This window comes from Myxococcus sp. SDU36 (assembly GCF_030168875.1).
In the GTDB taxonomy this organism is placed as follows: Bacteria; Myxococcota; Myxococcia; order Myxococcales; family Myxococcaceae; genus Myxococcus; species Myxococcus vastator.
In genome coordinates this window covers 1,171,405-1,194,199 of the sequence record NZ_CP077414.1, presented here as the reverse complement: position 1 = coordinate 1,194,199, position 22,795 = coordinate 1,171,405, and the positions used below count along the sequence as shown (strand labels likewise).

Annotated in this window: 16 protein-coding genes and 2 pseudogenes; 10 read left to right on the top strand and 8 right to left on the bottom strand. The window is 70.6% G+C overall.

Features of this window, described 5'->3' with window-relative positions:
* Positions 1 to 221: 221 nt before the first annotated feature.
* The 4 genes from KGD87_RS04875 to xdhB all read left to right on the top strand — a co-directional run bounded on the left by KGD87_RS04875 (position 222) and on the right by xdhB (position 7,476).
* Positions 222 to 1,550, top strand: coding sequence for a DUF418 domain-containing protein (locus tag KGD87_RS04875; RefSeq protein ID WP_284666362.1), 1,329 nt, complete (start codon positions 222 to 224; stop codon positions 1,548 to 1,550).
* Positions 1,551 to 1,631: 81 nt separating this feature from the next.
* Positions 1,632 to 2,744, top strand: coding sequence for a spore photoproduct lyase family protein (locus KGD87_RS04870; protein WP_284666361.1), 1,113 nt, complete (start codon positions 1,632 to 1,634; stop codon positions 2,742 to 2,744).
* Between the two features lie 62 nt (positions 2,745 to 2,806).
* Entirely contained in the window at positions 2,807 to 3,658 is an 852-nt protein-coding gene (xdhC, locus tag KGD87_RS04865) for a xanthine dehydrogenase accessory protein XdhC (protein WP_284666360.1), read from the top strand.
* The gene (gene xdhB, locus KGD87_RS04860) at positions 3,655 to 7,476 is read left to right on the top strand and encodes a xanthine dehydrogenase molybdopterin binding subunit (protein ID WP_350101480.1); all 3,822 of its coding nucleotides are present in this window, start codon (positions 3,655 to 3,657) and stop codon (positions 7,474 to 7,476) included. Before xdhC ends, xdhB begins: the two co-directional genes overlap by 4 nt.
* 101 nt (positions 7,477 to 7,577) lie before the next feature.
* Here xdhB and KGD87_RS04855 read toward each other — a convergent pair whose 3' ends face one another.
* Complete coding sequence (locus KGD87_RS04855) at positions 7,578 to 8,381, bottom strand: tetratricopeptide repeat protein (protein ID WP_284666358.1); 804 nt, start codon at positions 8,379 to 8,381, stop codon at positions 7,578 to 7,580.
* Between the two features lie 253 nt (positions 8,382 to 8,634).
* Here KGD87_RS04855 and KGD87_RS04850 point away from each other — a divergent pair, with 253 nt between their 5' ends.
* Positions 8,635 to 9,918, top strand: coding sequence for an endonuclease/exonuclease/phosphatase family protein (locus tag KGD87_RS04850; protein ID WP_284666357.1), 1,284 nt, complete (start codon positions 8,635 to 8,637; stop codon positions 9,916 to 9,918).
* Between the two features lie 43 nt (positions 9,919 to 9,961).
* Here KGD87_RS04850 and KGD87_RS04845 read toward each other — a convergent pair whose 3' ends face one another.
* Complete coding sequence (locus tag KGD87_RS04845) at positions 9,962 to 12,262, bottom strand: PQQ-dependent sugar dehydrogenase (RefSeq protein ID WP_284666356.1); 2,301 nt, start codon at positions 12,260 to 12,262, stop codon at positions 9,962 to 9,964.
* 290 nt (positions 12,263 to 12,552) lie between these two features.
* Between KGD87_RS04845 and KGD87_RS04840 the strand changes: the two genes are divergently transcribed.
* Positions 12,553 to 12,957 carry a hypothetical protein gene (locus KGD87_RS04840; RefSeq protein WP_284666355.1) on the top strand — a complete coding sequence of 135 codons (405 nt, stop codon included), beginning with the start codon at positions 12,553 to 12,555 and terminating at the stop codon, positions 12,955 to 12,957.
* Between the two features lie 11 nt (positions 12,958 to 12,968).
* Here the strand turns inward: KGD87_RS04840 and KGD87_RS04835 are convergent, their stop codons facing one another.
* Positions 12,969 to 15,146 carry a hybrid sensor histidine kinase/response regulator gene (locus KGD87_RS04835; protein ID WP_284666354.1) on the bottom strand — a complete coding sequence of 726 codons (2,178 nt, stop codon included), beginning with the start codon at positions 15,144 to 15,146 and terminating at the stop codon, positions 12,969 to 12,971.
* A 214-nt stretch (positions 15,147 to 15,360) separates the two neighbouring features.
* On the opposite strand from KGD87_RS04835, the gene KGD87_RS04830 reads away from it, so the two are divergent.
* Positions 15,361 to 15,786: a GAF domain-containing protein gene (locus tag KGD87_RS04830; RefSeq protein WP_284666353.1), complete on the top strand. Its 426-nt coding sequence runs from the start codon at positions 15,361 to 15,363 to the stop codon at positions 15,784 to 15,786.
* A complete protein-coding gene (locus KGD87_RS04825) occupies positions 15,779 to 16,483 on the top strand; it encodes a TVP38/TMEM64 family protein (protein ID WP_284666352.1) in 705 nt (234 codons plus the stop codon). Before KGD87_RS04830 ends, KGD87_RS04825 begins: the two co-directional genes overlap by 8 nt.
* Before the next feature lie 10 nt (positions 16,484 to 16,493).
* Here KGD87_RS04825 and KGD87_RS04820 read toward each other — a convergent pair whose 3' ends face one another.
* Both KGD87_RS04820 and rdgC read right to left on the bottom strand, forming a co-directional pair.
* The gene (locus KGD87_RS04820) at positions 16,494 to 17,183 is read right to left on the bottom strand and encodes a hypothetical protein (protein WP_284666351.1); all 690 of its coding nucleotides are present in this window, start codon (positions 17,181 to 17,183) and stop codon (positions 16,494 to 16,496) included.
* Positions 17,170 to 17,814 carry a recombination-associated protein RdgC gene (rdgC, locus tag KGD87_RS04815; protein ID WP_284666350.1) on the bottom strand — a complete coding sequence of 215 codons (645 nt, stop codon included), beginning with the start codon at positions 17,812 to 17,814 and terminating at the stop codon, positions 17,170 to 17,172. The genes KGD87_RS04820 and rdgC overlap by 14 nt, the downstream gene beginning before the upstream one ends.
* 113 nt (positions 17,815 to 17,927) lie before the next feature.
* Here rdgC and dacB point away from each other — a divergent pair, with 113 nt between their 5' ends.
* Positions 17,928 to 19,412, top strand: coding sequence for a D-alanyl-D-alanine carboxypeptidase/D-alanyl-D-alanine endopeptidase (dacB, locus tag KGD87_RS04810; RefSeq protein WP_284666349.1), 1,485 nt, complete (start codon positions 17,928 to 17,930; stop codon positions 19,410 to 19,412).
* A gap of 152 nt (positions 19,413 to 19,564) precedes the next feature.
* On the top strand, positions 19,565 to 21,772 hold the full coding sequence (locus tag KGD87_RS04805) for a prolyl oligopeptidase family serine peptidase (RefSeq protein WP_284666348.1): 2,208 nt from the start codon (positions 19,565 to 19,567) through the stop codon (positions 21,770 to 21,772).
* 69 nt (positions 21,773 to 21,841) lie between these two features.
* On the opposite strand, the gene KGD87_RS04800 is transcribed toward KGD87_RS04805, so the two are convergent.
* From KGD87_RS04800 to KGD87_RS36860, 3 genes and pseudogenes are all read right to left on the bottom strand, one after another.
* On the bottom strand, positions 21,842 to 22,204 hold the full coding sequence (locus KGD87_RS04800; RefSeq protein ID WP_284666347.1) for a hypothetical protein: 363 nt from the start codon (positions 22,202 to 22,204) through the stop codon (positions 21,842 to 21,844).
* 135 nt (positions 22,205 to 22,339) lie between these two features.
* A pseudogene (locus KGD87_RS04795) lies at positions 22,340 to 22,513 on the bottom strand (integrase core domain-containing protein); the annotation flags it as partial.
* 27 nt (positions 22,514 to 22,540) lie between these two features.
* Positions 22,541 to 22,750, bottom strand: a pseudogene (locus KGD87_RS36860) (transposase); the annotation flags it as partial.
* Positions 22,751 to 22,795 lie beyond the last annotated feature (45 nt).

Genomic DNA, 22,795 nt, shown 5'->3' with positions numbered 1-22,795 from the left:
AAAGACTGAGTCAAGGTTGGAGGTCCCTCGTCGCCCGTTCTCCGCGAGGTGGCAAAAAACACGGTGCTTGTATTTTCTCCACCGCCCACACCCTGCGTGAACCAACAGACGGAAATGAAGAGGCAATTCAATTTTCCACAGCCGAACGCTGTTGCTGCCTCCGTCGTCCGCCGTCATGCTTCATGGCAATCGAAGCACGATTGCGGCGTTTTCCGTTCACCATGGCCCCTGCCCCAAACTCCCCAGTCCCTGCGCCACCCGCCGACGCCCGTCCGGTGGACGCGCAGGAGCGGCTGGAACTCCTCGACGCCCTGCGCGGCTTCGCGCTCTTCGGCATCCTCATCTCCAATGTGCAGATGTGGTTCAGCGGCAGGGTGTTCCTGCCCCGGGAACAAGCCGAGGCGTCCATCGCCAATGCCTCGCTCCTGGACACCGTCACCCGGTATGCGTTCGAGGTGCTGGTCTCCGGGAAGTTCATCACCCTGTTCGCCTTCCTCTTCGGCCTGGGCTTCGCGGTGCAGCTCGGCCGGGCCGAAGCGCGCGGTGGTGACTTCGTCCCGCTGTATGCGAGGCGGCTGACGGTCTTGCTGGTGTTGGGTGTCCTGCACCTGTTCCTGCTCTGGTACGGCGACATCCTCTCGTCGTATGCGCTGATGGGCTTCGCCCTGCTGCTCCTGCGGCGGCGTTCGGACCGGACGCTGCTCATCATCGCCGCGGTGCTCGTCTTGCTGTTGCCGGTGCTCACGAACCTCCTCTTCCGGCTGCCGCAGCTCCTGGCGGAATCCCCCGAGGCCGGTGCCGCGGCCGTGGCCGCGGCCCGCGAGAAGTCCACCGTTCTTCAAGGGCGGATGCTGACGGCCATCACCGGGGGAAGCTGGTGGGAGGTGACGAAGACCAGCGCCGGGTTCTACCGCGATGAGTTCTTCATGATGATGCTGTCCGGCCTGCTGACCTGTCTGGGCCGCTTCGCGCTCGGGCTCTGGGCGGGACGGCGCGGCATCTTCCAGGATGTCCCCGCGCACCTGGGGTTCTTTCGCCGCCTGCTCGGCTGGGGGCTGGTGGCCGCGGTGGTGGGCTCCGCGCCCGGCCTGGTAGTGACGGTGCTCATGCAGAACAAGGTGCTCACGCCGGAGTCGATGCCGGTGTGGCTGCCCCTGGTGCTGGCGCCGCTGCGCAACCTGGCACAGGTGGGGCTCGCGGGCGTGTACGTGGCAGGCATCACCCTGCTCTTCCAGCGCGCCACCTGGCAGCGGGCGCTGGGACTGCTCGCGCCCGCGGGACGCATGGCGCTGACGAACTACCTGTCGCAGACGGTCATCAGCCTGCTCATCTTCTACGGCTATGGATTGGGACAGGCGGGCAAGCGGGGCCCCTTCGCGTGCGTCGTCATCTGCGTGGGCGTCTTCTGCGTCCAGGTCCTTTGGAGCCACCTGTGGCTGTCACGCTTCCGCTTCGGTCCGGTGGAGTGGGTGTGGCGCTCGCTGACGTACGGAAAGGCCCAGCCCATGCGGCGCGCCGCAGCCGACGCACCCGCGCCCCTGGCGGCGTGAGCCAGAAGGGAGCGTCCGCCAGTCGTCGGCCACGGAATGTGGGCACTTCTCCCGCCGGGCGAAGTGCGCCATGTACGGCCCATGTCGAACCTGGACCTGTTCCCCCCGGCCCCGCCGCCCTCGGAGCCCGGCCCCCTGGACCGGCTGCTCAAGGTGTCCCGCATCTACGTGGAGACGGGCGTCGAGGAGCACCTGCGGGGCCGGGAAATCCTCGCGCGCTTCCCGGACGCCGAGCGCATCCCCGTGGCCTCGCACCAGGGCATCCCCGGGCTGTTCGGCAATGAGGGCAACGCGGAGGCGTGGAACCGCATCAAGGGCAGCACCCTGGTGCTGGGGGTGAAGAAGACGATGTCCTTCACGCCCAACGGGCGCAGCTGCGACTTCATCCCGCCCTCCGCCGCCAACGGCTGCGTCATGAGCTGCGCCTACTGTTATGTCCCCCGGCACAAGGGCTACGCCAACCCCGTCACCGTCTTCGTCAACATCGACCGGATTGTCGCCGCCATCCGCCGGCACGCGGGGAAGCTGGGGCCCAAGACGGAGCCCAACAGCGTGGACCCGCGTTACTGGGCCTATGATATCGGCTGCAACAGCGACTGCGCCGCGGACGCCGCCCTCAGCGACAACGTGCGGGATTTGGTGCGGCTGTTCACCACGCTGCCCAACGCCATGGGCACCTTCGCCACCAAGCTGGTGAATCACGAACTGCTCCGCTACGCCCCCAAGGGCAAGACACGCATCCGCTTCAGCCTGATGCCCGCGGCCAAGGCGAAGCTGCTCGACGTGCGCACCAGCCCCGTCGCGGAGCGGATTGCCGCCATCGACGCGTTCGTCGCCGCCGGCTACGAGGTCCACCTCAACTTCTCCCCCGTCGTCGTCTACGAGGGCTGGCAGGAGGAGTACGACGCGCTGTTCCAACAGGTGGACGCGGCCATCGGCCCCGCCGCCAAGGCGCAGCTGGCCGCCGAGGTCATCTTCCTCACCCACCACCCGGGCCTCCACGAGGTGAACCTCCGCTGGCACCCGAAGGCGGAGTCTCTGCTGTGGACGCCGGACACCCAGGAGGCCAAGGTGTCCCAGGGCGGAGGCCACAACGTGCGCTACCGCACCGGACTCAAGGGCCGCCTGGTCGCTGAATTCAAGGAACTGCTGGCCCGCCGCCTGCCCTACTGCCAGGTGCGCTACGCGTTTTGAGTCGGACTCCGCGTCATGGGCGTGACGTGGGCGGCCCGGCCTGTGGCAGACTCGGCCGGACCATGTGGGATTGGGTCCGCCAACTGGCGGAGTGGTCGCGGGACGATGTTCCGTTCGCCGTGGCGACCGTGACGGTGTGTCAGGGAAGTACCCCCGCCGAGCCCGGCGCGAAGCTGCTTGTCCGCGCTGACGGCACGTTCCACGGCACCGTGGGCGGTGGCCACCTGGAGCAGCTCGTCCTCGCGGACGCCCGCGCCTGCCTGGAGAGAGGAGAAGCCCGTGCCTACCGGTATCCGCTGGGCTCGAAGCTGGGCCAGTGCTGTGGCGGCGTGGTGGACGTCTTCATGGAGCCGGTGAACCACGGCCCGCGCCTGTACCTCTTCGGCGCCGGCCACGTGGGTCAGGCCCTGTGCCGCACGTTGGACGGCACGCCCTTCCAGGTCCACCTGGTGGACGAGCGCCCCGAGTGGGTCCACGGAGAGCGCATCCCCGCCTCCGTCATCCGCCACGAGGAGCCGTGGGACGTCTTCGCCTCGCGGGCCGTCTGGGACGCCCGCCGCACGTACCTCGCGGTGATGACGCACCGGCATGACCTGGACCAGGACATCATCGCCTTCGCCCTGGAGAAGCCCGCGCGCTACGTGGGCCTCATTGGAAGCAACACCAAGTGGGCCCGGTTCCGTCAGCGCCTGGAGGCCCGGGGCGCGACGGCGGCGCAGCTGGCCCGCGTGCGCTGCCCCATGGGGCTGGAGCTTGGCGGCAAGTCGCCCCAGGAGGTCGCGGTGAGCATCGCCGCCGGACTCCTCCAGCTCCACCACCTGGGCGCGGACGCCCCGGGTGAAGACACCGACACTACCGCCGAGGCCCCGTCCTCGGAGACGCCCCGTCTGCGCGGGGTCCCGTCAGGAGAATGAGCAACATGTTCGAGTTCCGGCTCAATGGCGCGACGGTCCGCGTCGATGGCGTCTCCCCCAACACCACGCTGCTCGACTTCCTGCGGGCCCGCGGCCTCACCGGCACCAAGCAGGGCTGCGCCGAGGGCGACTGCGGCGCGTGCACCGTGGCCCTGGTGGACCGGGACGCCCAGGGCAACCGCTGCCTGCGCGCCTTCAACGCCTGCATCGCCCTGGTGCCCATGGTGGCCGGCCGTGAGCTGGTGACGGTGGAAGGCGTGGGCAGCAGCGAGAAGCCCCACCCGGTGCAGCAAGCCATGGTGAAGCACTACGGTTCGCAGTGTGGCTTCTGCACGCCGGGCTTCATCGTCTCCATGGCGGAGGCGTACTCCCGCAAGGACGTCTGTACCCCGTCGGCCGTGGCGGACCAGCTCTGTGGCAACCTCTGCCGCTGCACCGGCTACCGCCCCATCCGCGACGCGATGATGGAGGCGCTGGCCCAGCGCGACGAAGGGCCGGCGCCCGCCACGGCGATTCCCTCCGCGCCGCTCGAAGGCCCCGCTGAGCCGTTGTCCCCGCTGCGCTACGAGGCCGGTGGACAGACGTTCCTGCGCCCCACGTCGTGGGAGGAGCTGCTCGACCTGCGCGCGAAGCACCCGGAGGCGCACCTGGTGGCGGGCGCCACCGAGCTGGGGGTGGACATCACCAAGAAGGCCCGCCGCTACCCCTTCCTCATCTCCACCGAGGGCGTGGAGTCCCTGCGCGCCGTCCGCCGTGAGCCGGAGGGCTGGTACGTGGGCGGCGCGGCCTCGCTGGTGGCGCTGGAGGAGGCCCTGGGTGACGAGCTGCCCGAGGTGAAGAAGATGCTCAACGTCTTCGCCTCCCGGCAGATTCGCCAGCGCGCCACGCTGGCGGGCAACCTGGTGACCGCGTCGCCCATTGGCGACATGGCGCCGGTGCTGCTCGCCCTGGAGGCCTCGCTCGTCCTGGGCTCGGTGCGCGGCGAGCGCACGGTGGCGCTGTCCGACTTCTTCCTCGCCTACCGGAAGACGGCGCTCCAGCCCGACGAAGTGGTCCGCCACATCGTCATCCCCCACGCCGCCGTGCCCGAGGGCGGACGACGGCTCTCCGACGCCTTCAAGGTGTCCAAGCGGCGTGAGCTGGACATCAGCATCGTCGCCGCGGGCTTCCGCGTGGAGCTGGACGCAAGCGGCGTGGTGACGCTGGCGCGCCTGGGCTACGGCGGCGTCGCGGCCACGCCCGTGCGGGCGCGCCGCGCGGAGGCGGTGCTCACCGGGCAGCCCTGGACGGCCGAGACGGTGGCGCGCGCGCTGCCCGTGCTCGCGGAGGAGCTCACGCCCATCAGCGACTTGCGCGGCAGCGCGGCGTACCGGCGGGGGCTGGTGGCGAGCCTGCTGGAGAAGTTCTTCTCCGGCTCGCACAGCCCGGCCCTGGACGCCGCGCCGGGCTTCGACGCGGGTGACGCGCAGGTCCCCGCGGACGCGGGGCGCGCGCTGCGGCACGAGAGCGCGCTGGGCCACGTGACGGGCAGCGCGCGGTACGTGGACGACCTGGCGCAGCAGCGGCCCATGCTGGAGGTCTGGCCGGTGTGCTCGCCCCACGCGCACGCCCGCATCCTCAAGAGAGACCCCACGGCGGCGCGCAAGGTGCCCGGCGTGGTGAAGGTGCTCATGGCCGAGGACATCCCCGGCATGAATGACACCGGCCCCATCCGCCACGACGAGCCGCTGCTGGCGGACCGCGAGGTGCTCTTCCACGGGCAGATGGTCGCGCTGGTGGTGGGTGAGTCCGTGGAGGCCTGCCGCGCGGGCGCCCGCGCCGTGGAGGTGGAGTACGAGCCCCTGCCCGCCATCCTCACGGTGGAGGACGCCGTGGCGCGGAGCAGCTACCACACCGAGCCGCACGTCATCCGCCGGGGCGACGTGGACGCCGCGCTGGACGGCAGTCCCCACCGCCTGTCGGGCACGCTGGCCATTGGCGGGCAGGAGCACTTCTACCTGGAGACCCAGGCCGCCTTCGCCGAGCGCGGCGACGACGGCGACATCACCGTCGTGTCCTCCACCCAGCACCCGTCCGAGGTGCAGGCCATCATCTCCCATGTGCTGCACCTGCCGCGCAGCCGCGTGGTGGTCAAGTCGCCGCGCATGGGCGGCGGCTTCGGCGGCAAGGAGACGCAGGGCAACGCGCCCGCCGCGCTCGTCGCGCTGGCCGCGTGGCACACGGGACGTTCGGCGCGGTGGATGCTGGACCGTGACGTGGACATGGCGGTGACGGGCAAGCGCCACCCGTTCCAGGCCTCCTACGAGGTGGGCTTCGACGACCAGGGGCGGCTGCTGGCCCTGCGCGTCCAACTGGTGTCCAACGGCGGCTGGTCCCTGGACTTGTCCGAGTCCATCCTGGACCGCGCGCTGTTCCACCTGGACAACGCGTACTACGTGCCGGCGCTGGCGTACACCGGGCGGGTGGCGAAGACGCACCTCGTCTCCAACACCGCCTTCCGCGGCTTCGGAGGTCCGCAGGGCATGCTGGTGACGGAGGAGGTCCTCGCCCGCGTGGCCCGGGCCGTGGGGCTGCCGGCGGATGAGGTCCGCGAGCGCAACCTCTATCGCGGCACCGGAGAGACGAACACCACGCACTACGGCCAGGAGCTGGAGGACGAGCGCATCCTCCGCGTGTGGGAGGAGCTCAAGAAGTCGTCGGAGTTCGAGCACCGGCGGCGCGACGTTGCGGCGTTCAACGCCCAGTCCCCCTTCATCAAGCGGGGGCTCGCCATCACCCCCATGAAGTTCGGCATCTCCTTCACCGCCACCTTCCTCAACCAGGCCGGCGCGCTGGTGCACGTGTACCGGGACGGCTCGGTCATGGTGTCCCACGGCGGCACGGAGATGGGCCAGGGCCTGCACACCAAGGTGCTGGGCGTGGTCATGCGCGAGCTGGGCGTCACGGCGGACGCGGTGCGGATGGCGAAGACGGCGACGGACAAGGTGCCCAACACCTCCGCCACCGCGGCCTCCAGCGGCTCTGACTTGAACGGCGCCGCCGTGCGCGTGGCCTGCGTCACGCTGAGGGAGCGGCTGGCCCCGGTGGCCGTGCGCCTGTTGTCGGACCGGCACGGGCGGAGCGTGGCGCCGGACGCCCTGCTGTTCAATGACGGGAAGGTGGGCCCGCGCGGTGAGCCCGAGGTCGCCCTGCCCTTCGCGGACGTGGTGGAGGCGGCGTACCTGTCCCGCGTGGGCCTGTCCTCGACGGGCTACTACCAGACGCCGGGCATCGGCTACGACAAGGCCAAGGGCCGGGGACGCCCCTTCCTCTACTTCGCCTACGGCGCGGCGGTGTGCGAGGTGGAGGTGGACGGCCACACGGGCATCAAGCGCGTGCTGCGCGTGGACCTGCTGGAGGACGTGGGCGATTCGCTCAACCCCGGCGTGGACCGCGGGCAGATTGAAGGCGGCTTCGTCCAGGGCCTGGGCTGGCTCACGGGCGAGGAGCTCCGCTGGGATGCCAATGGCCGGCTGCTCACGCACTCCGCCAGCACCTACGCGGTGCCGTCCTTCAGCGACGCGCCCATCGACTTCCGGGTGCGGCTGCTGGAGCGGGCGCACCAGCACAACACCATCCACGGCAGCAAGGCCGTGGGCGAGCCGCCGCTGATGCTGGCCATGTCCGCGCGCGAGGCCCTGCGTGAGGCGGTGGCCGCCTTCGGACAGGCCGGTGGCGACGTGGAGCTGGCCTCCCCCGCCACGCACGAGGCGCTGTTCCTCGCCATCCAGAAGCGGCTGGCGCGCGCGGCGGCGGAGAACGGACGCGAGGCGGCCTGAGACGCCGCTCGGACGGACGGCGGCGGCCCTGGCTCGGCGTGGGGCCTGGAGCCGCTCCCGCCGGAAGCCCGCCGGGCTCAGCCCCCACGTGCGCTGAAGCGTCAGCGCACGTGCAGCAGCGCCAGCAGCACGAAGAGGCCGTTGAGGCCCACGCCCACGGACATGTAGTTGCCGCTCGCCCGGGACATGCCGGCCGCGACGTTGACATGGCCGAAGTACCCCAGGGCCAGCCGCGTGCCCACCTCCGCGCCCACGTTGAAGCCCGGGTCGCGCGAGGCGCGCGTCGCGGTGCCCATCATCACCCGGCCGTAGGGCACCACCCAGGTATTGACGAAGTGCTGGTAGCCGACGAAGCCGTTGAACTCGGAGATGCCCCGGCTCGTGTAGGCCAGGTTCGAGCCGATGTTGAGCCGCCGGCTCAGGAAGGCCATGGGCTGGATGGTGAGGGCCAGGTCCGCCGACGGCCGCCACGCCCCCACCCGGTACTGCATGGCGAAATCGAAGGGGGGCTTGTCCAGCGCCGGCGCCTCCCACCGGAGCCGTGCCGCCTCCAGGGCGTGCGCTTCGCCACCCCGCGCGTCGTAGAGGTCCGCGAGCGCCAGGGCGCCTTCCTCGATGTCCGCCTCATACACCGTGACGAGCGGCGCCTCGGCGCCCGCGAGGTTGCCGTCCGCCATGCGCAAGCGCCCCAGGGCCAGGCACCCCTGCTGCGAGCCACCGTCACACGCCCTGGAGAAGGCCGTCTCCGCCTGGCTCCGGTCGCCGTCCTGGAGGAGCTGCTCGCCCCATTCGTTGCAGGCCCAGAGCTGGCCCTTCTCGCAGGAGGTGCTGCGGGGCAAGGCTTGAGTCGTGGCGCATGCCACCAGGAGAGGAGCCATCACCGCCAGGAACGCCAGTTGCCGCATGTCCGGTATTCAACCACAAGCCCGCCCGGGCTTCCTCGGTCCCCAAGCCCGGGACAGCGCGCCCGGGTGCCTGGCCGCCTTCCGCCCGAACGGGGCAGCCCGGCCAGCCCTCCATTCCCCGGGAGCCCCCTGGTCATGGGGAGGGCGAGCACAGACCTTGAGGGCATCGAGGAGGACCCGTGGCGCCAGTTGCCTTTCACGAAGACACCTTCCGCCCTCAACCCGCGCAGCCGCTCCCGCGGCAGGAGCCCCGATGAAGGTTCCGGAGATGTTGGAGCACCTGCCGGGGGTCGGCCCCCTGATTGGCCGGATTGCGCACGGGCACGAGGACGCCGTGCCGCGCCGGGAGACCACCGTGACGCTTCCGGACTTCGCCGCCGTACCCCTGCCGAAGACAGAGCGGGCGCTGGGTGACGGCCGCACGCTGGTGGTCCGCAACCCCGCGGTGCGCTCGCCGCGCGGTCCAGGGCTCACGGTGATGACGTACAACATCCTGCTCGGTGGGCAGCGCCGCGAAGCCTTGCTGGGCTACTTCGACGACCTGGAGGCCCAGGGGCGGCTGCCGGACGTGCTGGGCCTGCAGGAGGCCAACGTCCCCATCTCCGTGCTCCTGGCGGAGCGCTACGGCTTCCACCTGGCGTACCAGGGGCATGACGGCGGTCCCGGGGCGCGGCTGGTGAACGGAAAGGCCTTCCTCACCCGGCACCCGCTGGTGGACGCGGCGCACTTCACGTACGCCACCCCCGACGCGGAGCGGGACGCGGCCATCATGCGGCGCGGCGGGGACCCCTGCGAGATTCCCGAGGACCGGGGCGCGCTGTACGTGCGCCTGGAGGTGGAGGGCCACCCGGTGGTGCTCTACAACGTGCACCACACCCTGGGCGACTCCGGCATCAACGCCCGCAACCTCCGCCAGCTCAACGCGTTGCTGCACCATCGCGAGGTCATGCACGCGGTGGTGCTGGGGGACTTCAACGCCAACACCGCCATCAAGACGGGCGGCTCCTGGCTGATGGCGCACCTCAGGACGTACGACGACACCGACACGGTGGAGGAATACGAGGTGCGCTACGGCGAACCCCACGCCAGCGTGGGGGACGAAGGGGTGGGCAACATCGCCGACCCGCGGCTGCGGCACGAACTGCACGTGCTGGAGCAGAGCCTGCCGGAGACCATCGCCCACGCCACCACCGCGCAGGTGCGCCTGCCGGGAGGGACGCTCATGACGCCGAAGCAGGCGTGCGCCGAGCTGCGCTCCGGCCGGGTGCAGCGCGGCAGCGAGCACTGGCTGCGGCTCCAGGACATCGCCGACAGCGCCACCCTCACCTCGCTGCCGGATGAGAATGGCGTGGTGCCCGCGACGGGCAAGCGCTTCGACAACCTCTACGCCAGCCCTGGACTGGTCCCCCGCCTCTTCGAGGTGGACCGCGGCACCGAGTCCTCCGACCACCAGCCCGTGGTGGCGCACTACGATGTGCGGACGCCGGGGTTGAAGGACGGCAAGCCCGCCTCCGGCACCGTCCAGCGGCCCACCTGAGGCGCCAGCCTCACCGGTGCTGGCGCCCCCGTCCCGCGAGGCCTCAGGGCCCCGCGGGACACGCGGGCAGGGACGTAATCCACGCATCCACCAGCCCCACGCCCTCCGTGTCCTTCACCGCGCTGGCCAGTGGCGGCATGCGCGTCATCGACAACGAGTGCATGCGCCGCGACAGGACCGACTTCGACGGGGCTCCCGGGGTGACCAGCATCGCTCCGGGCACGCCCAGCTCGCCCTGCTGCGGCGCCACGCCACAAATCTTCGCGGCCGCGAGCGACGTGGAGTAGCGCAGGTCCGACTCACCGCGGCCCAGGCCATTGGGCCGGTGACAGACGGCGCAGTTGGCGTGCAGGTAGGCCCGCGCGCGCGCCTCCACGGGCTCCGGCCCGGCGTACGTCGGCATCCGGGGCAGTTGCTCCACCGGGGCCGGCAGGGTCAGCACGCCAATGTGCTCCAGGGTCCGGAGCTGCGACGCGATGCGCCCGCCCGGGTATTCGAAGTCCCCGTTGAGCTGCGCCACCTCCAGGCCCAGCACGAAGCCCGCGGTGGCGTTGTGACACTGCATGCATTCGCCCCGGCTGGGGTATGTCCACGTTTGCCCCCCCACCGTCTTCACCTTGCCCGTCTCCAGCAACGTCGCGTCGGTCCCCGCCTCATTCCACTCGTACGTGTAGCCCGCCCAGACGCCGTCCGGATGGCGCATGAAGAGGCGCGTCTCCACGCGCTTCCCGCCCAGGAGGAACGTCTTCACCGTCACGGTGCCGGGAGGCGCGTCCAGCACGCCCTCCGGTCCCACCGTCATCGCCGTCCCGTCCGGCACGCCGAGGAACCGTTCCTTCTGCGCGCCGTCCGACCAGAGCGGGGCATTCACGCCGTATGGGATGAGGCCCGCCGAGGGGAGATTGGCGTTCGTCGGGTCCGCGCAGCCCGTGGCGGACAGCAGCGTGGGAAACGCTTCGCCGCCAGGCGCGGGGGGCAGTGACGCGTGGATGCGGTGCAGTCCTCCCCCCGCGAAGTCCACCACCAGCAGCTCGCCGTCGTTCAGCTCGGCGAACGAGGCGATGCTGAGCGGCGTGGTGACGAGCACCTGGGGCTCCACGGCGGCGCCCGGCGGGGCGTCACCCGGCAGCGTCCAGATGCGGCCCGAGCCGAAGTCACCGAAGACGTACCTGCCCGAGAGCGCCGGCACGGCGGCGCCGCGGTACACATAGCCGCCGGTAACGGAGACGCCTTCGGTGCGGCCATAGACGGCCACGGGCGGCGTCAACCCGGTGGTGCCGCAGCCGCCGCCGCGCACGCACTCGGTTCCCTCCAGGACGCTCCAGCCGTAGTTGCCGCCCAGCTCGACGCGGTTGATCTCCTCGAGGAGCTTCTCACCCACGTCGCCCAGCCAGAGCGCGCCGGTGCTCCGGTCGAAGCTCCAGCGCCACGGGTTGCGGAAGCCGGTGGCGTAGATTTCCTTCCGCCCGCCGCTGGTGGCGTAGGGGTTGGTGGGCGGAATGGCATAGGGCCGCGCGCTGTCCACGTCGAGCCTCAGCATCTTCCCCAGCAGGAGCTCCGGATTCTGGGCCGTCTGGTTCGGGTCCACCCGTCCGCCGCCGTCACCGAAGGCGAAGTAGAGGAAGCCGTCCGGTCCGAACGCGAGGTGGCCACCGTTGTGGAAGGAGAACGGCTGGTCCTGTTCGAGCACGACCTCCGCGCTCGCCGGGTCCAGGGTGGCCCCACCATCCGGGCTGAGGTAGCGGACGATGTACGAGCGGAGGCCCCCCATCGCGTTGTTCCCCACGTAGGAGAGGAACACCTGACCGTTGGTGGCGAACGCCGGGTGGAAGGCCATCCCGAGCAAGCCCGTCTCGTCATGTTCGGTGTTCACCCGTCCGGAGAGGTCAATGACGACGGAGCTGGTGGGCGGCGTGGCGTCCTTGTCGAACACGCGCACCCTTCCCCCCCGCTCCACCACGTAGATGCGACGGTTGTCCCCCGGCGCCTGGAGGGCGAACAAGGGCTGGGTGAAGCTCAGCTCCGGGAACGCGCGAGAGAGGGTGGCCCCCGCGGGGTCCGGGGGCCGGGGAGGCGCGACACACGTCGGGTTCGCGGGGCGCACGTCGAGCCCGAAGGGCACCTGGGTCTCCGGGCCCCCGTCATCTGGCGCCATCGGCGTGCTCCCGTCGCCACCCGTGCCTGGCCCTCCGTCTGCGTGTGGGTCGATGATTTCATCTTCGTCCCCAGGGTGACCGGAGCGGTCATCCGAGGAGCCAGGACATGCGAGCGAGATGCCGAGCAGGCCCATCGCGAGCGCCACCACGCCCAGCAGCATCAGGACAGACGGTCGTCGTTGTTTCATGGCGCTGTTGTGGTGGTTCGGGATGGGGCGAAACGCCAGGGACTGGACCTCGCGGCTGGGGCGGCCTCTGCCGGATGCCGGACCCCGTAGATGGCAGTCGTCGTGAATCAGGCCCGCGCATCGTCTCAGGGACGTTTGCCCCAGGACACTGCGCGCGACCTGCCAGTCCCGCTGAAAAAGACAGACAGCGGAGCGACCCCTTCCCGGGTCGCGCCGTCCCGGGGCGGACGGCCGTGCAGGGGCCGGCCTCACCGCGCGCAAGCCCCTAGATTGCTCGGAAAGGAGGCCTCATGAAGACAGGCAGTGGGACATCCAGCTTCGTTCGTCCGTTCGCGGGCGCCGCGCTCATCGCCGTGCTCGCCTTCATGGGAGTGCCCGCGGCGGCGGTCGCCCAGGGCCTCGTACCCCAGGTGTCCTGCTACCAGCGCGCGACCGACGGCGGACTCGACGATTCCCTGGCCACCCAGCTCTGCCGCGGCGCGCGTTCATCCACGCCCGCCGACTGCTTCGTGCGCGCCCAGGATGAAGGCTCACTTACGCAGAGCCAGGCCGTCCAGTTGTGCCAGTTCGCCGCGCCCGATGAAGACCCCGCGGGTTGTTACCTCCAGGCCCGGGAGCAGACCTTCACGGACCCAGCGCGCGTGCTGCAGCTGTGCCAGCCCGCGGTCCAGAACTGTCCCGGCTACGTGGAGTAGGACGGCGCGGCTCACTTCGTCGGTCGCAGCAACTCCCGCAGGCGAGCGAGGTCCACCGGCTTCACCAGGTGCTCGTCGAAGCCTGCCTCCAGCGCGCGGCGCCGGTCCTCTTCCAGGCCGTAGCCCGTCACGGCGATGAGCACCAGGTCGCGCCCTTCGTCCGTCGCACGGAGCGCGCGGGCCACCTCGTAGCCGTCGAGCCCGGGCAGGCCGATGTCCAGCAATACGATTTCGGGACGCAGCTCGCGCGCCCGCGCCAGGCCGGAGGGGCCGTCCTCCGCTTCGCTGACGGTGTGCCCCTCCAGCTCGAGCAGCTCGCGGACGAGCTGCCTGCTGTCGGTGTGGTCATCCACCAGCAACACGTGACGTCCGGGGGCCGGCGCCACGGGCGCGTCTTGAACCCGAGGCGCGTGTTCGGCCTGGCCGCGCGGCAGCCGCACCGTGAAGGTGCTGCCCTTCGCCAGCCCGTCACTGTGCGCGCGCACGGAGCCGCCATGCAGCTCCACCAACCGCTTCACCAGCGTGAGGCCAATGCCCAGGCCTCCCTGCGCGCGGTCCAAGGTGCGCTCGGCCTGGAAGAAGAGCTCGAACACGCGCTCCTGGAGCTCCGGTGACAGGCCATCTCCGGTGTCGGACACCTCCAGCACCACGTGGCCAGGCTCCTCCCGCGTCACCACGCGGATGTGACCGCCGTGCGGCGTGTACTTGAGCGCGTTGGACACGAGGTTCGTCACGACCTGCTCCAGGCGGCTCGCGTCCCCCTCCAGCCAGGCCCGCGGGGCCTCCACCTCCACCCGGTGCGCCTGCGTCCGTCCGGAGGACTCCAGCGCCGCGACGGCGCGCCGCACGCACTCCGACAAGTCCATGGTCTGCTTCTGGAGCAGGATGCGGCCACTGCTCACCCGCTCCATGTCGAGCAGGTCATCCACCAGCCGCGCCAGATGGAGCGCCTGCCGCTCCACCAGGGCGCGCGTCCGCTCACGGCTGGCGGCGTCCTCCGTCACCGACAGCACCTTCACGCCGCTGGTGATGGCGGACAGCGGGTTGCGCAGCTCATGGCCCAGCATGGCCAGGAACTGGTCCTTGGCGAGGTTGGCCGCCTCGGCCTCCGTCATCTTCGTCCGCAGCGCGGCCTCGCGCTCCATCACCATGGCCGCGGTGAGCGCGAGCGTCGCCCGCAGGTCCTCCAGTTCGGAGATGCCCGTGGGCCCCACGTTGGTGAAGGCATCCGCCGAATCCGGGCGCTCGCGGGCCGCGCGGGCCAGGGCGCGAAGCGGACGCGTCATGCGGCGGCTCACCCAGGCGGCCCAGGCGGTGGCGACGACACAGCACCCCAGCCCCGCGATGAGCAGCGCGAAGAGGGACTGGTTCACCGACGAGGAGAACTCCTCGCGAGGCCCCGAGAACGACACCGTCCAGGGCACCAACCGCAAGCGCGAGTAGGCCGTGAACGACTTCATCCCGTCCACCGTCTGCGTCGCGAAGAAGCCCTCGCGGCTCGCGCGGATTCTCTCGATGTATTCGGGCCGGGCCTTCGTTCCGACGAACCGGGCGCGGCCCCGGCTGCGCGAGAGGATGACGCCCTCCTCGTCCACCAGCGCGCCCAGCCAGTCCCCCGGGACGCGCTGTTCGTCCCAGAGCTTGTCGAAGTGCTGCATGGCGTACGTCGCCACCAGCACGCCCGCGAGCACGCCCTGCCGGCGCACCGGCATCGCCACCACCACGGTGGGCGCCCCCTGGAGGCGCTTGGAGGGAAAGTCGGAGATGACCACGCGTCCCGTCTCCACGACCTCGCGCACGTAGGGCCGCTCATCCACGAGCGCCGTCAGGTCGGTTCCGAAGGGCTGCTCCGTGGAGAACATCGTCCGGCCCTCCCCATCCAGCAGGAAGAGCGAACCCCATTGTGCCTGGGACGCCACCACGGCCCGGCAGGTGGCATGGAAGGTCTCCAGGTCGCCTTGCGCCAGCGGGGCTGAATGTGACAGCACCTCCAGCGCCCGGACCGACTGCCCCAGCTCGCGCTCCACCACGAGCGCCAGCGCACGGGCCGTCTCACGCATGCCCTGCGCACGGGCCTCCCGCTGCGACACCGCGAAGCGGTTCACCGCCCCCGCCGCGAAGAGCACCAGCGGCACGAGCAGGCCGAGCGCGAGCAACCCGAGATAGAAGCGAAGCGAGCGCGGCTTCATCGACCGGCGACCTTCCAGGGAAGCATCGCGCCGCATCCTGCACGGACGGGAGCACGAGGTGCCCTCCAGTACACTGGAATGACGTGGCCTGAACAGTCTCGCGGAGGATGGGTTCAAGCGTCGACTTGCGGATGCATGCTCGCCTCCCGTCAACAGGCCAGGGCCAGGGTCGCGTTGACTGCGGGCGAAGCCGGAGCGCACAGTTTTCCGCGCCATGAACGAAAAGAGCGCGTCCTACCAGTCGTGGCTGGAGTCGTTCGCCAGCGAGCACGGCGCCACCGCGGGCACCATCCACCTTCAGCGGGGAGATGACCTCTTCCTCGTGGCCGCCCTCAACATCCCGCCGCCGTTGATGACGGCCGTCCAGCACGTGCCACACGGCAAGGGAATGGCGGGGCTCGCCCAGGTGCGCAAGCAGCCCGTGCAGACGTGCAACCTGAAGGAGGACACGTCCAGCGACATCAAGCCGGGCGCGAAGGCGGTGGACGCGCGCGCGGCGGTGGCGATTCCGGTGCTCGATGCGACAGGCCGGGTGCGCGCGGTGGTGGGCATCGCCTTCACCGAAGAAGGCGCGCTGGCCGCCGAGCGCGAGACATCCCTGATGGCCGCGGCGTCCCGGCTTCCCATCGCGGATGGCTGAGCCCACGCCGGGCCTGACGGCGGCGGGTGAAGGCGGGCTGTCCGGCCGCGCCGTCATGGGCTGGGCGGCCTTCAGCGGGCTGCTGCTGGCCGCCATCCTGGTGCCCTTCGCCTGGTTCGGCGCCAGCCTGGAGACGGCGGCTGGAGACTTCCTGGCCATGCGGCCACCGTCCTGGCAGGTGGCGCTGCTGCTCGGGGGGCTGCTGGCCGGTGATGTCGTGCTGCCCGTGCCCTCCAGCCTGGTGGGCACCGCGGCCGGGAGCCTGCTGGGCTTCTGGGGCGGCGCGGCCACGTCCTGGCTGGGGATGATGGCGGGCTGCGCGGTGGGCTATGGCCTGGGCGCGCGCGCCGGCACTGCGGCGCTGCGGCGCATGGCGGGTGACGCCGAGCTGAGCCGGCTGTCCCGCGCCGCCGAACGGATGGGGCCCTGGTTCCTGCTCGCCTTCCGCGCGGTGCCGGTGCTGGCGGAGACGTCCGTGCTCTTCGCGGGCACCAGCCGCATGCGCCCCCGGACGTTCCTCACCGTGAGCGCCCTGGCCAACCTGGGCGTCTCCGTGACGCATGCCGCGCTGGGCGCCAGCGCCGCGCGGCTGGAGTCGTTCCTGCTGCTCTTCGCGGGCATGGTGCTGCTGCCCGGCCTGGCGCTGGCCTGGATGCGGCGAAGGACGCCACCGCATCCGGCCCCGGCGCCACGTTAGGGCGACCCGCTCAGCTCCGCGCCGCGCGAGCGTCACGGCCCCGGGCGCGGGCGGCCTTGGCGAGCGCGTCCGCGCCCTTCTCGTCACCGCGCATCCACTCCTTCATCGCGGGGACGACGCTCTTGCTCCAGCCCTTGCCGGCGCGCACGGACAGGTAGTCCTTCACCAGCGCGTCCACCATGGCGGACAGCTGCTCCATCAGGAAGAGCCGCTCGGAGAGCTGGTCATCCTCCTCCTCGCTCATGAGCGCCGGCAGCTTGCCCGCGCGGATGTCGAGGAACTCGGAGTCCACCGTGGCCTCGAACTCCCTCTCGCCCTGGGTGAAGCGCAGGCGGGCCTGGGCCACCAGCAGCCCGCGGTCCAGTGAGTGCTTCACCTGCTCGGAGTACGGCGCCAGGGTGCCCTTGGCGCTCATCTCCGTCACGTCGCCCGCCACGCCGCGCAGGACGACGCGGCCCATGAAGAGGACGCTGACGCCTTCACCTTCCACCTCCACGAGCGGCCCGCCCGCCTCGGTGCGCCACAGGAGCCACGTGAGGAACTCCCGGCCCAGGTAGGCGCGGCCGCGCAGGAGCTGGTCCTGCGCTTTGCCCTTCTCGGCTTCGGCCTCGTCCTTCGTCTCCTCGGTGGCGCCGCCGTCCACGCCGACATCACCGCGCATGAAGGCCGCTTCGGCCCGCGCCTCGTCACGCCTCGCCATGTGCCACCTCCGCCGTCGCCGGCAGGTCCATGCCAATCAGCTCCGTGGTGGGCCCCAGCAGGGACTCGTCGATGCCCGCCGTCTGCGCCATGGCCGACGGCGTCATGCCGAAGAACTTCACGTTCAGCCCGCCCTCCAGCGCGACGGTGATTTCGTCCACCACCTTGCGCGACGCGGACCAGATCTGCACCTGCTGCGTCTTCAGGTTCCAGCTCACGTCCACCGTCGACGTGCGGGGCGTGGCGCGGTTGCGGAGCAGCTGGCGGATTTCGCCGCGGCTCTGCGTCTTCTCGCCCCGGCTGGGCGGACGGCCATTCTCCTTCTCGAAGGCGGCGGCCCACTTCGCCAGCTCCGCCTTGAGCGCCACGGCCGGCACCTTGATGGTGTCGATGCGGAAGGCGAACAGGGCGTACTCGCCGTAGTAGAGACGGCCGGCGGAGAACTCGCTGGACTCCTCGTTCTCCAGCTCCACGAAGCCGACGGCGCGCTCTTCTTCGGAGCGGCGGTCGATGGGCTCGAACGCGTGCGCCTTGAGGCCGCGCGTCAGCCAGCGTTTGACATCCGAGGGCGCTTCCTTTGCCGGTTCGACCCGGAAGCGCGACAGCGTGACAGCACCACGAAGGACAGGCATGGGGCGCGGCAGGATGGGGGGCGAGCGCCGTGCCGTCAAGGCACTCGGCGTGGGTGGCGGCCCACCTCGGCCCCATGACAGGCCCGCCCCACGGCGGTAGCGTGGCGGGCGACATGCGCCGCGTCCTGTCCGCCTCACTGCTGCTCATGGCCCCCCTGGTGCTCTCCGGCTGCTTCCGCGAGACGCGGCCCGAGGGCGACACCCTCCCCTCCCTGGCCCGCGCGCTCTTCGACACCCTGGAGGCCGAAGGCGCCCTGGCCAGCGCCTACGTGGTGGATGCACGGACGGGCGAGCCGCTCTTCACCCACCGCGAGCACGTCCGGCTCCTTCCCGCCTCCACGCTCAAGGTCGTCTCCACCGCGGCCGTCCTCTCCACGCTGGGCGCGGACTTCCGCTACCAGACGCCGGTGGTGCTGGAGGGCTCGCTGGAGGGTGGCCTCTTCCTGGGCGACATCGTGGTGGAGCCCACCGGGGACCCGTCCCTGGGCTCGTGGCGCTTCCCCGAGACGGCCCTGGCGTGCGAGCAGGTGGCGGAGGCCCTCCAGGCGCGCGGCGTCCGCCAGTGGCGCGGGCAGGTGCGCGTGCGCGGCGCGAAGGAGGCGGAGTTCCCGTTCGGCCCTGGCTGGGCCTGGGATGACGCCGCCTATGCCTACAGCGCGGCGCCCACGGCCTTCGTCTTCCGGGAGAACGTGGTGGACGTGGCGCTGTCCCGGGCCGCGGGCGCGGACTGCGCGCAGCCCCCCACCCTCCAGGTGACGCCCGCCTTCGCGACGCTGACAGCCGTGGTGGGCGTGGACACGAACGCGGAGCGCCCCTCCCTGGCCTGCGTGCGCCAGCGTGGCGGGCCCGGCGTGCGCTGCCTGTGGCGCTCCGCCGCGGACACCTGCCCCCGCTCCGCCGCGGTGCGGCTGTCGGTGGACGACCCCGAGCAGCTCTTCGCCGCCTGCGTGGAAGCGTCCCTGCTGGAGCGCGGCATCCCCCGGCTTCCCATGACGCTGGAGGCGCCCACGCCGCCGCGGCCCTCCGTGCCCGCACCCCTGGTCACCCTGGTCAGCCCGCCGCTGTCCGCATTGGTGAAGGTGACGAACAAGGAGTCCCTCAACCTGTACGCGGAGCGCCTGGGCCTGCGCTTCGCGCGCGAGCTCACGGGCACGGAGAGCTATGGCGCCCTGCGCACCGCGCTGACGGAGGAGCTGGCCCGCCGCGGCATCCCCTCGCGGGATTTGCGCCCGGTGGATGGCAGCGGCCTGTCCCGGTACAACCTGGCCACCGCGCGGGGACTGGTGCGCGTCCTCTTCACCAGCCTTCGTGAAGCCTACGGCGCCGCGCTGCTGGACAGCCTGCCCGTGGCCGGCCAGGACGGCACGCTCGCGGCCCGCCCCGTCACCGCCGACACGGCGGGCAACATCCGCGCGAAGACGGGCACGCTGTCGGGACAGCGGTGCTTCGTGGGGGTGGTGGACCGGCCGACAGACGCGCGGCACCCGCGCGTCGTCTTCGCGCTGATGCTGGGGAACATGGACGACGGCACCGCCCTGCCCGCCAATGAGGCGTTCGACCGGTTCGCGGCGGCGCTCGTCAGCCTGCCGCTGCGCTGACGGTCAGGACGCGCCGTCTCATTCTCAACAGTCACACGGCGGAGGCGCGGGCGAACACCCGGCGCGCGGTGGCATTCCCGACGCAACGAAGCCGTTTCCCGTCCCAAGGGACGTGGCAGGCTGCCGCGCGTTTTCCAACCCCGAGGTGAACCGTGAAGCTGACAACCGCATTGACGGCGGCGGTGCTGACCCTGCCGCTGGCTGCGCCGGCCGCCCCCTCCCCCGCGCCCACCGCGGCGGCGCCCCGCAAGGCCGCCTCCCAGGCGCCCGCGACGCCGAAGAAGGAGCAGGTGGACACCTACCACGGCACGGCGGTGAAGGACCCGTACCAGTGGCTGGAGGACTCGTCCGACGCGCAGGTGAAGCAGTGGAACGACGCGCAGAACGCGTACACCCGCGCGCTCCTGGACAAGCTGCCCGGACGCGAGTCCATCCGCCAGCGCGTCTCCGAGCTGCTGAGCTGGAAGTCCCCTGGCTACGGCGGGCTGCACGAGGCCGGCGGCACGCTGTTCGCCATGAAGTACCAGCCGCCGAAGCAGCAGGCCTTCCTGGTCGTGCTCGGCTCGGTGGAGGACACGTCCAAGGAGCGCGTGCTGCTGGACCCCATGGTGGTGGACCCGTCGGGCCACACCACCATCGACTGGTACGTCCCCACGCTGGACGGCAAGAGAATCGCCGTGTCGATGTCGAAGAACGGCACGGAGAGCGGCGACGTCACCGTCTATGACGTGGCCACCGGCAAGCCGCTGCCGAATGAATCCGTGCCCCGGGTGAACGGAGGTACGGCGGGCGGCAGCCTGACGTGGACGGCGGACGGCAAGGGCTTCTTCTACACGCGCTACCCGCGCGGCGAGGAGCGCCCCGCGGCGGACCGGGACTTCTTCCAGCAGGTCTACTTCCACCAGCTCGGCGCGCCCGCGGAGAAGGATACGTATGTGCTGGGCAAGGACTTCCCGCGCATCGCGATGACGGAGCTGGACACGTCCCACGACGGCAAGCACATCTCCGCCGTCGTGGCCAACGGCGATGGCGGCGAGTACATGGTGTACCTGCGCGACGCCGCCGGGAAGTGGTCGCAGGTGTCGAAGTTCGAGGACAAGGTCATCCGCGCGCGCTTCGGCCACGACGGCGCGATGTACCTGCTCAGCCGCAAGGACGCGCCGCGCGGCAAGGTGCTGCGGCTGCCGCTGGCCACGCCCACGCTGGACAAGGCCACGGTGGTGGTGCCGGAGGGAGAGGCCAGCATCCAGGGCTTCTTCCCCACGAAGTCACGGCTCTATGTGAGCGAGCAGCTCGGCGGGCCTTCGCAGCTGCGCATGGTGGACCTGAAGGGCAAGGCGCTGGGGATGGTGCCCACCCTGCCCGTGTCCTCCGTGGGAGGGCTCGTGAGCCAGGGCGATGACGACGTGCTCTTCATCAACACCAGCTTCACCCAGCCGATGGCCTGGTACCGGTACTCGGCGAAGGACAACACGGTGAAGAAGACGGCGCTGGCCCGCACGTCGCCGTTGGACCTGGGCGACGTGGAGGTGGTGCGCGCGTTCGCCACGTCCAAGGACGGCACGAAGGTGCCGGTCAGCATCCTCAAGAAGAAGGGCACGAAGCTCAACGGCAACAACCCGGCGCTGCTGACGGGCTACGGCGGCTTCAACATCTCCATCAGCCCGAACTTCAACGTGCTCGCCGGCTTCTGGCTGGAACAGGGGGGCGTGTTCGCGGTGGCCAACCTGCGCGGCGGCTCGGAGTTCGGCGAGAAGTGGCACGCCGAGGGCTCGCTCACGAACAAGCAGAACGTCTTCGACGACTTCTACGCCGCCGCGAAGCTGCTGGTGGACCAGAAGTACACGCAGCCGAAGAAGCTGGCCATCCAGGGTGGCAGCAACGGCGGCCTGCTGATGGGCGCGTCCGTCACCCAGCACCCGGAGATGTACGGCGCCGTCGTGGCGCGCGTGGGCATCTACGACATGCTCCGGGTGGAGCTGACGCCCAATGGCCAGTTCAACATCACCGAGTACGGCACCGTGAAGGACCCGGAGCAGTTCAAGGCGCTGCACGCGTACTCGCCGCTCCACAACGTGAAGGACGGCACGGCCTACCCCGCCGTGCTCTTCACGTCCGGCGCGAACGACCCGCGCGTGGATCCGTTCCACTCGCGGAAGATGGTGGCCCGGATGCAGGAGGCCACCAAGGCGAAGAACCCCATCCTGCTACGCGGCAACGCGGAGACGGGCCACGGCGCCGGCACGCCGCTGAACGCGCGCATCGAGGAGGAGGTCGACGTGTACGCGTTCGTGTTCAACGCCCTGGGCATGAAGTACCAGCCCCCGGCGAAGAAGGTCGCGGCGCCCAAGCCGCAGTAGCCGCGTGAGGACTGCATCCACCGCCGCCCGGACACTGGCGCGGCGGTGGATGCGGTACGGCGGTGCGACTCAGCAGGTCCAGGTGCAGGCCGTGCCGCCCCACACCTGGTTGCAGCGCCCTTCCGTCTGGGGAAGCGAGTCGCAGAAGGCCTGCGTCGTCCCCGGAAGCGCCTGGCAGCACCCCGTGCACGTCCAGATGCAGGAGGTGCCCTGGTTGACCCCATTACACCGCCCCGGCGTCTGGGGAATCGAGTCACAGAAGGCCTGGGTCGTCCCCCCTTGCGCCGTACAGCACCCCGTGTTGAGCGCCGCCTCTTCGCTCACCGCGTCGGATACCGCGCCTTCTTCATCCACCACGCCACACGCCGTGAGGCCCGCGACGGCCAGCAACACGGCACCATGGAGCGCGAACCGCTTCAGTGAAACACGCATGCGAAACCACCTTTCTTGAGCAAGCTGCCTGAACAGCCTAGCCCAAGGAAAAGCGGAAAAGCACGACGCACTATAGAGGCAGCCAGTGGGTTCTGAAGTTGCCCCGGTTCCACAGAGAGTTCCGGGCTATTGCCATCAAGCAGCGGCCCGGTGCTTCTTTTCGTAGTTGGCAGGAGACTCGTAGTCGAGCGCGGAGTGCCGCCGGTGGGGGTTGTACCAGCCCTCGATGAATTCGAAGAGGGTCATCCGTGCCTCTGCCTGCGAGCGAAGACTGCGTCGATTCAGCAACTCGCATTCAAGTGTGGCGAACTCCCGCAGCGTGCGTACCTCGCGCCTCAGCGTCTCCAACTCCGCCTTCTCGTCGGCGCCGAGGCCGGGCTTGGGAGCGCTGCTGGGGACACCTCCTGTCTGCTTGCTCCAGCTACGAATGTTCTGCTTGGCACAACCGAATTCGGCCGCCAGGCTCTTCAACGACCGGCCAGAGCGGTGCAGTTCAACAATGCGTTGCCGGAACTCTGAGTCGTACGGGGGACGTGTCTTCGGCATCGTGGGGTCCTTTTCGCACAGCGAGTGGGACTCCGCGAAAACGGG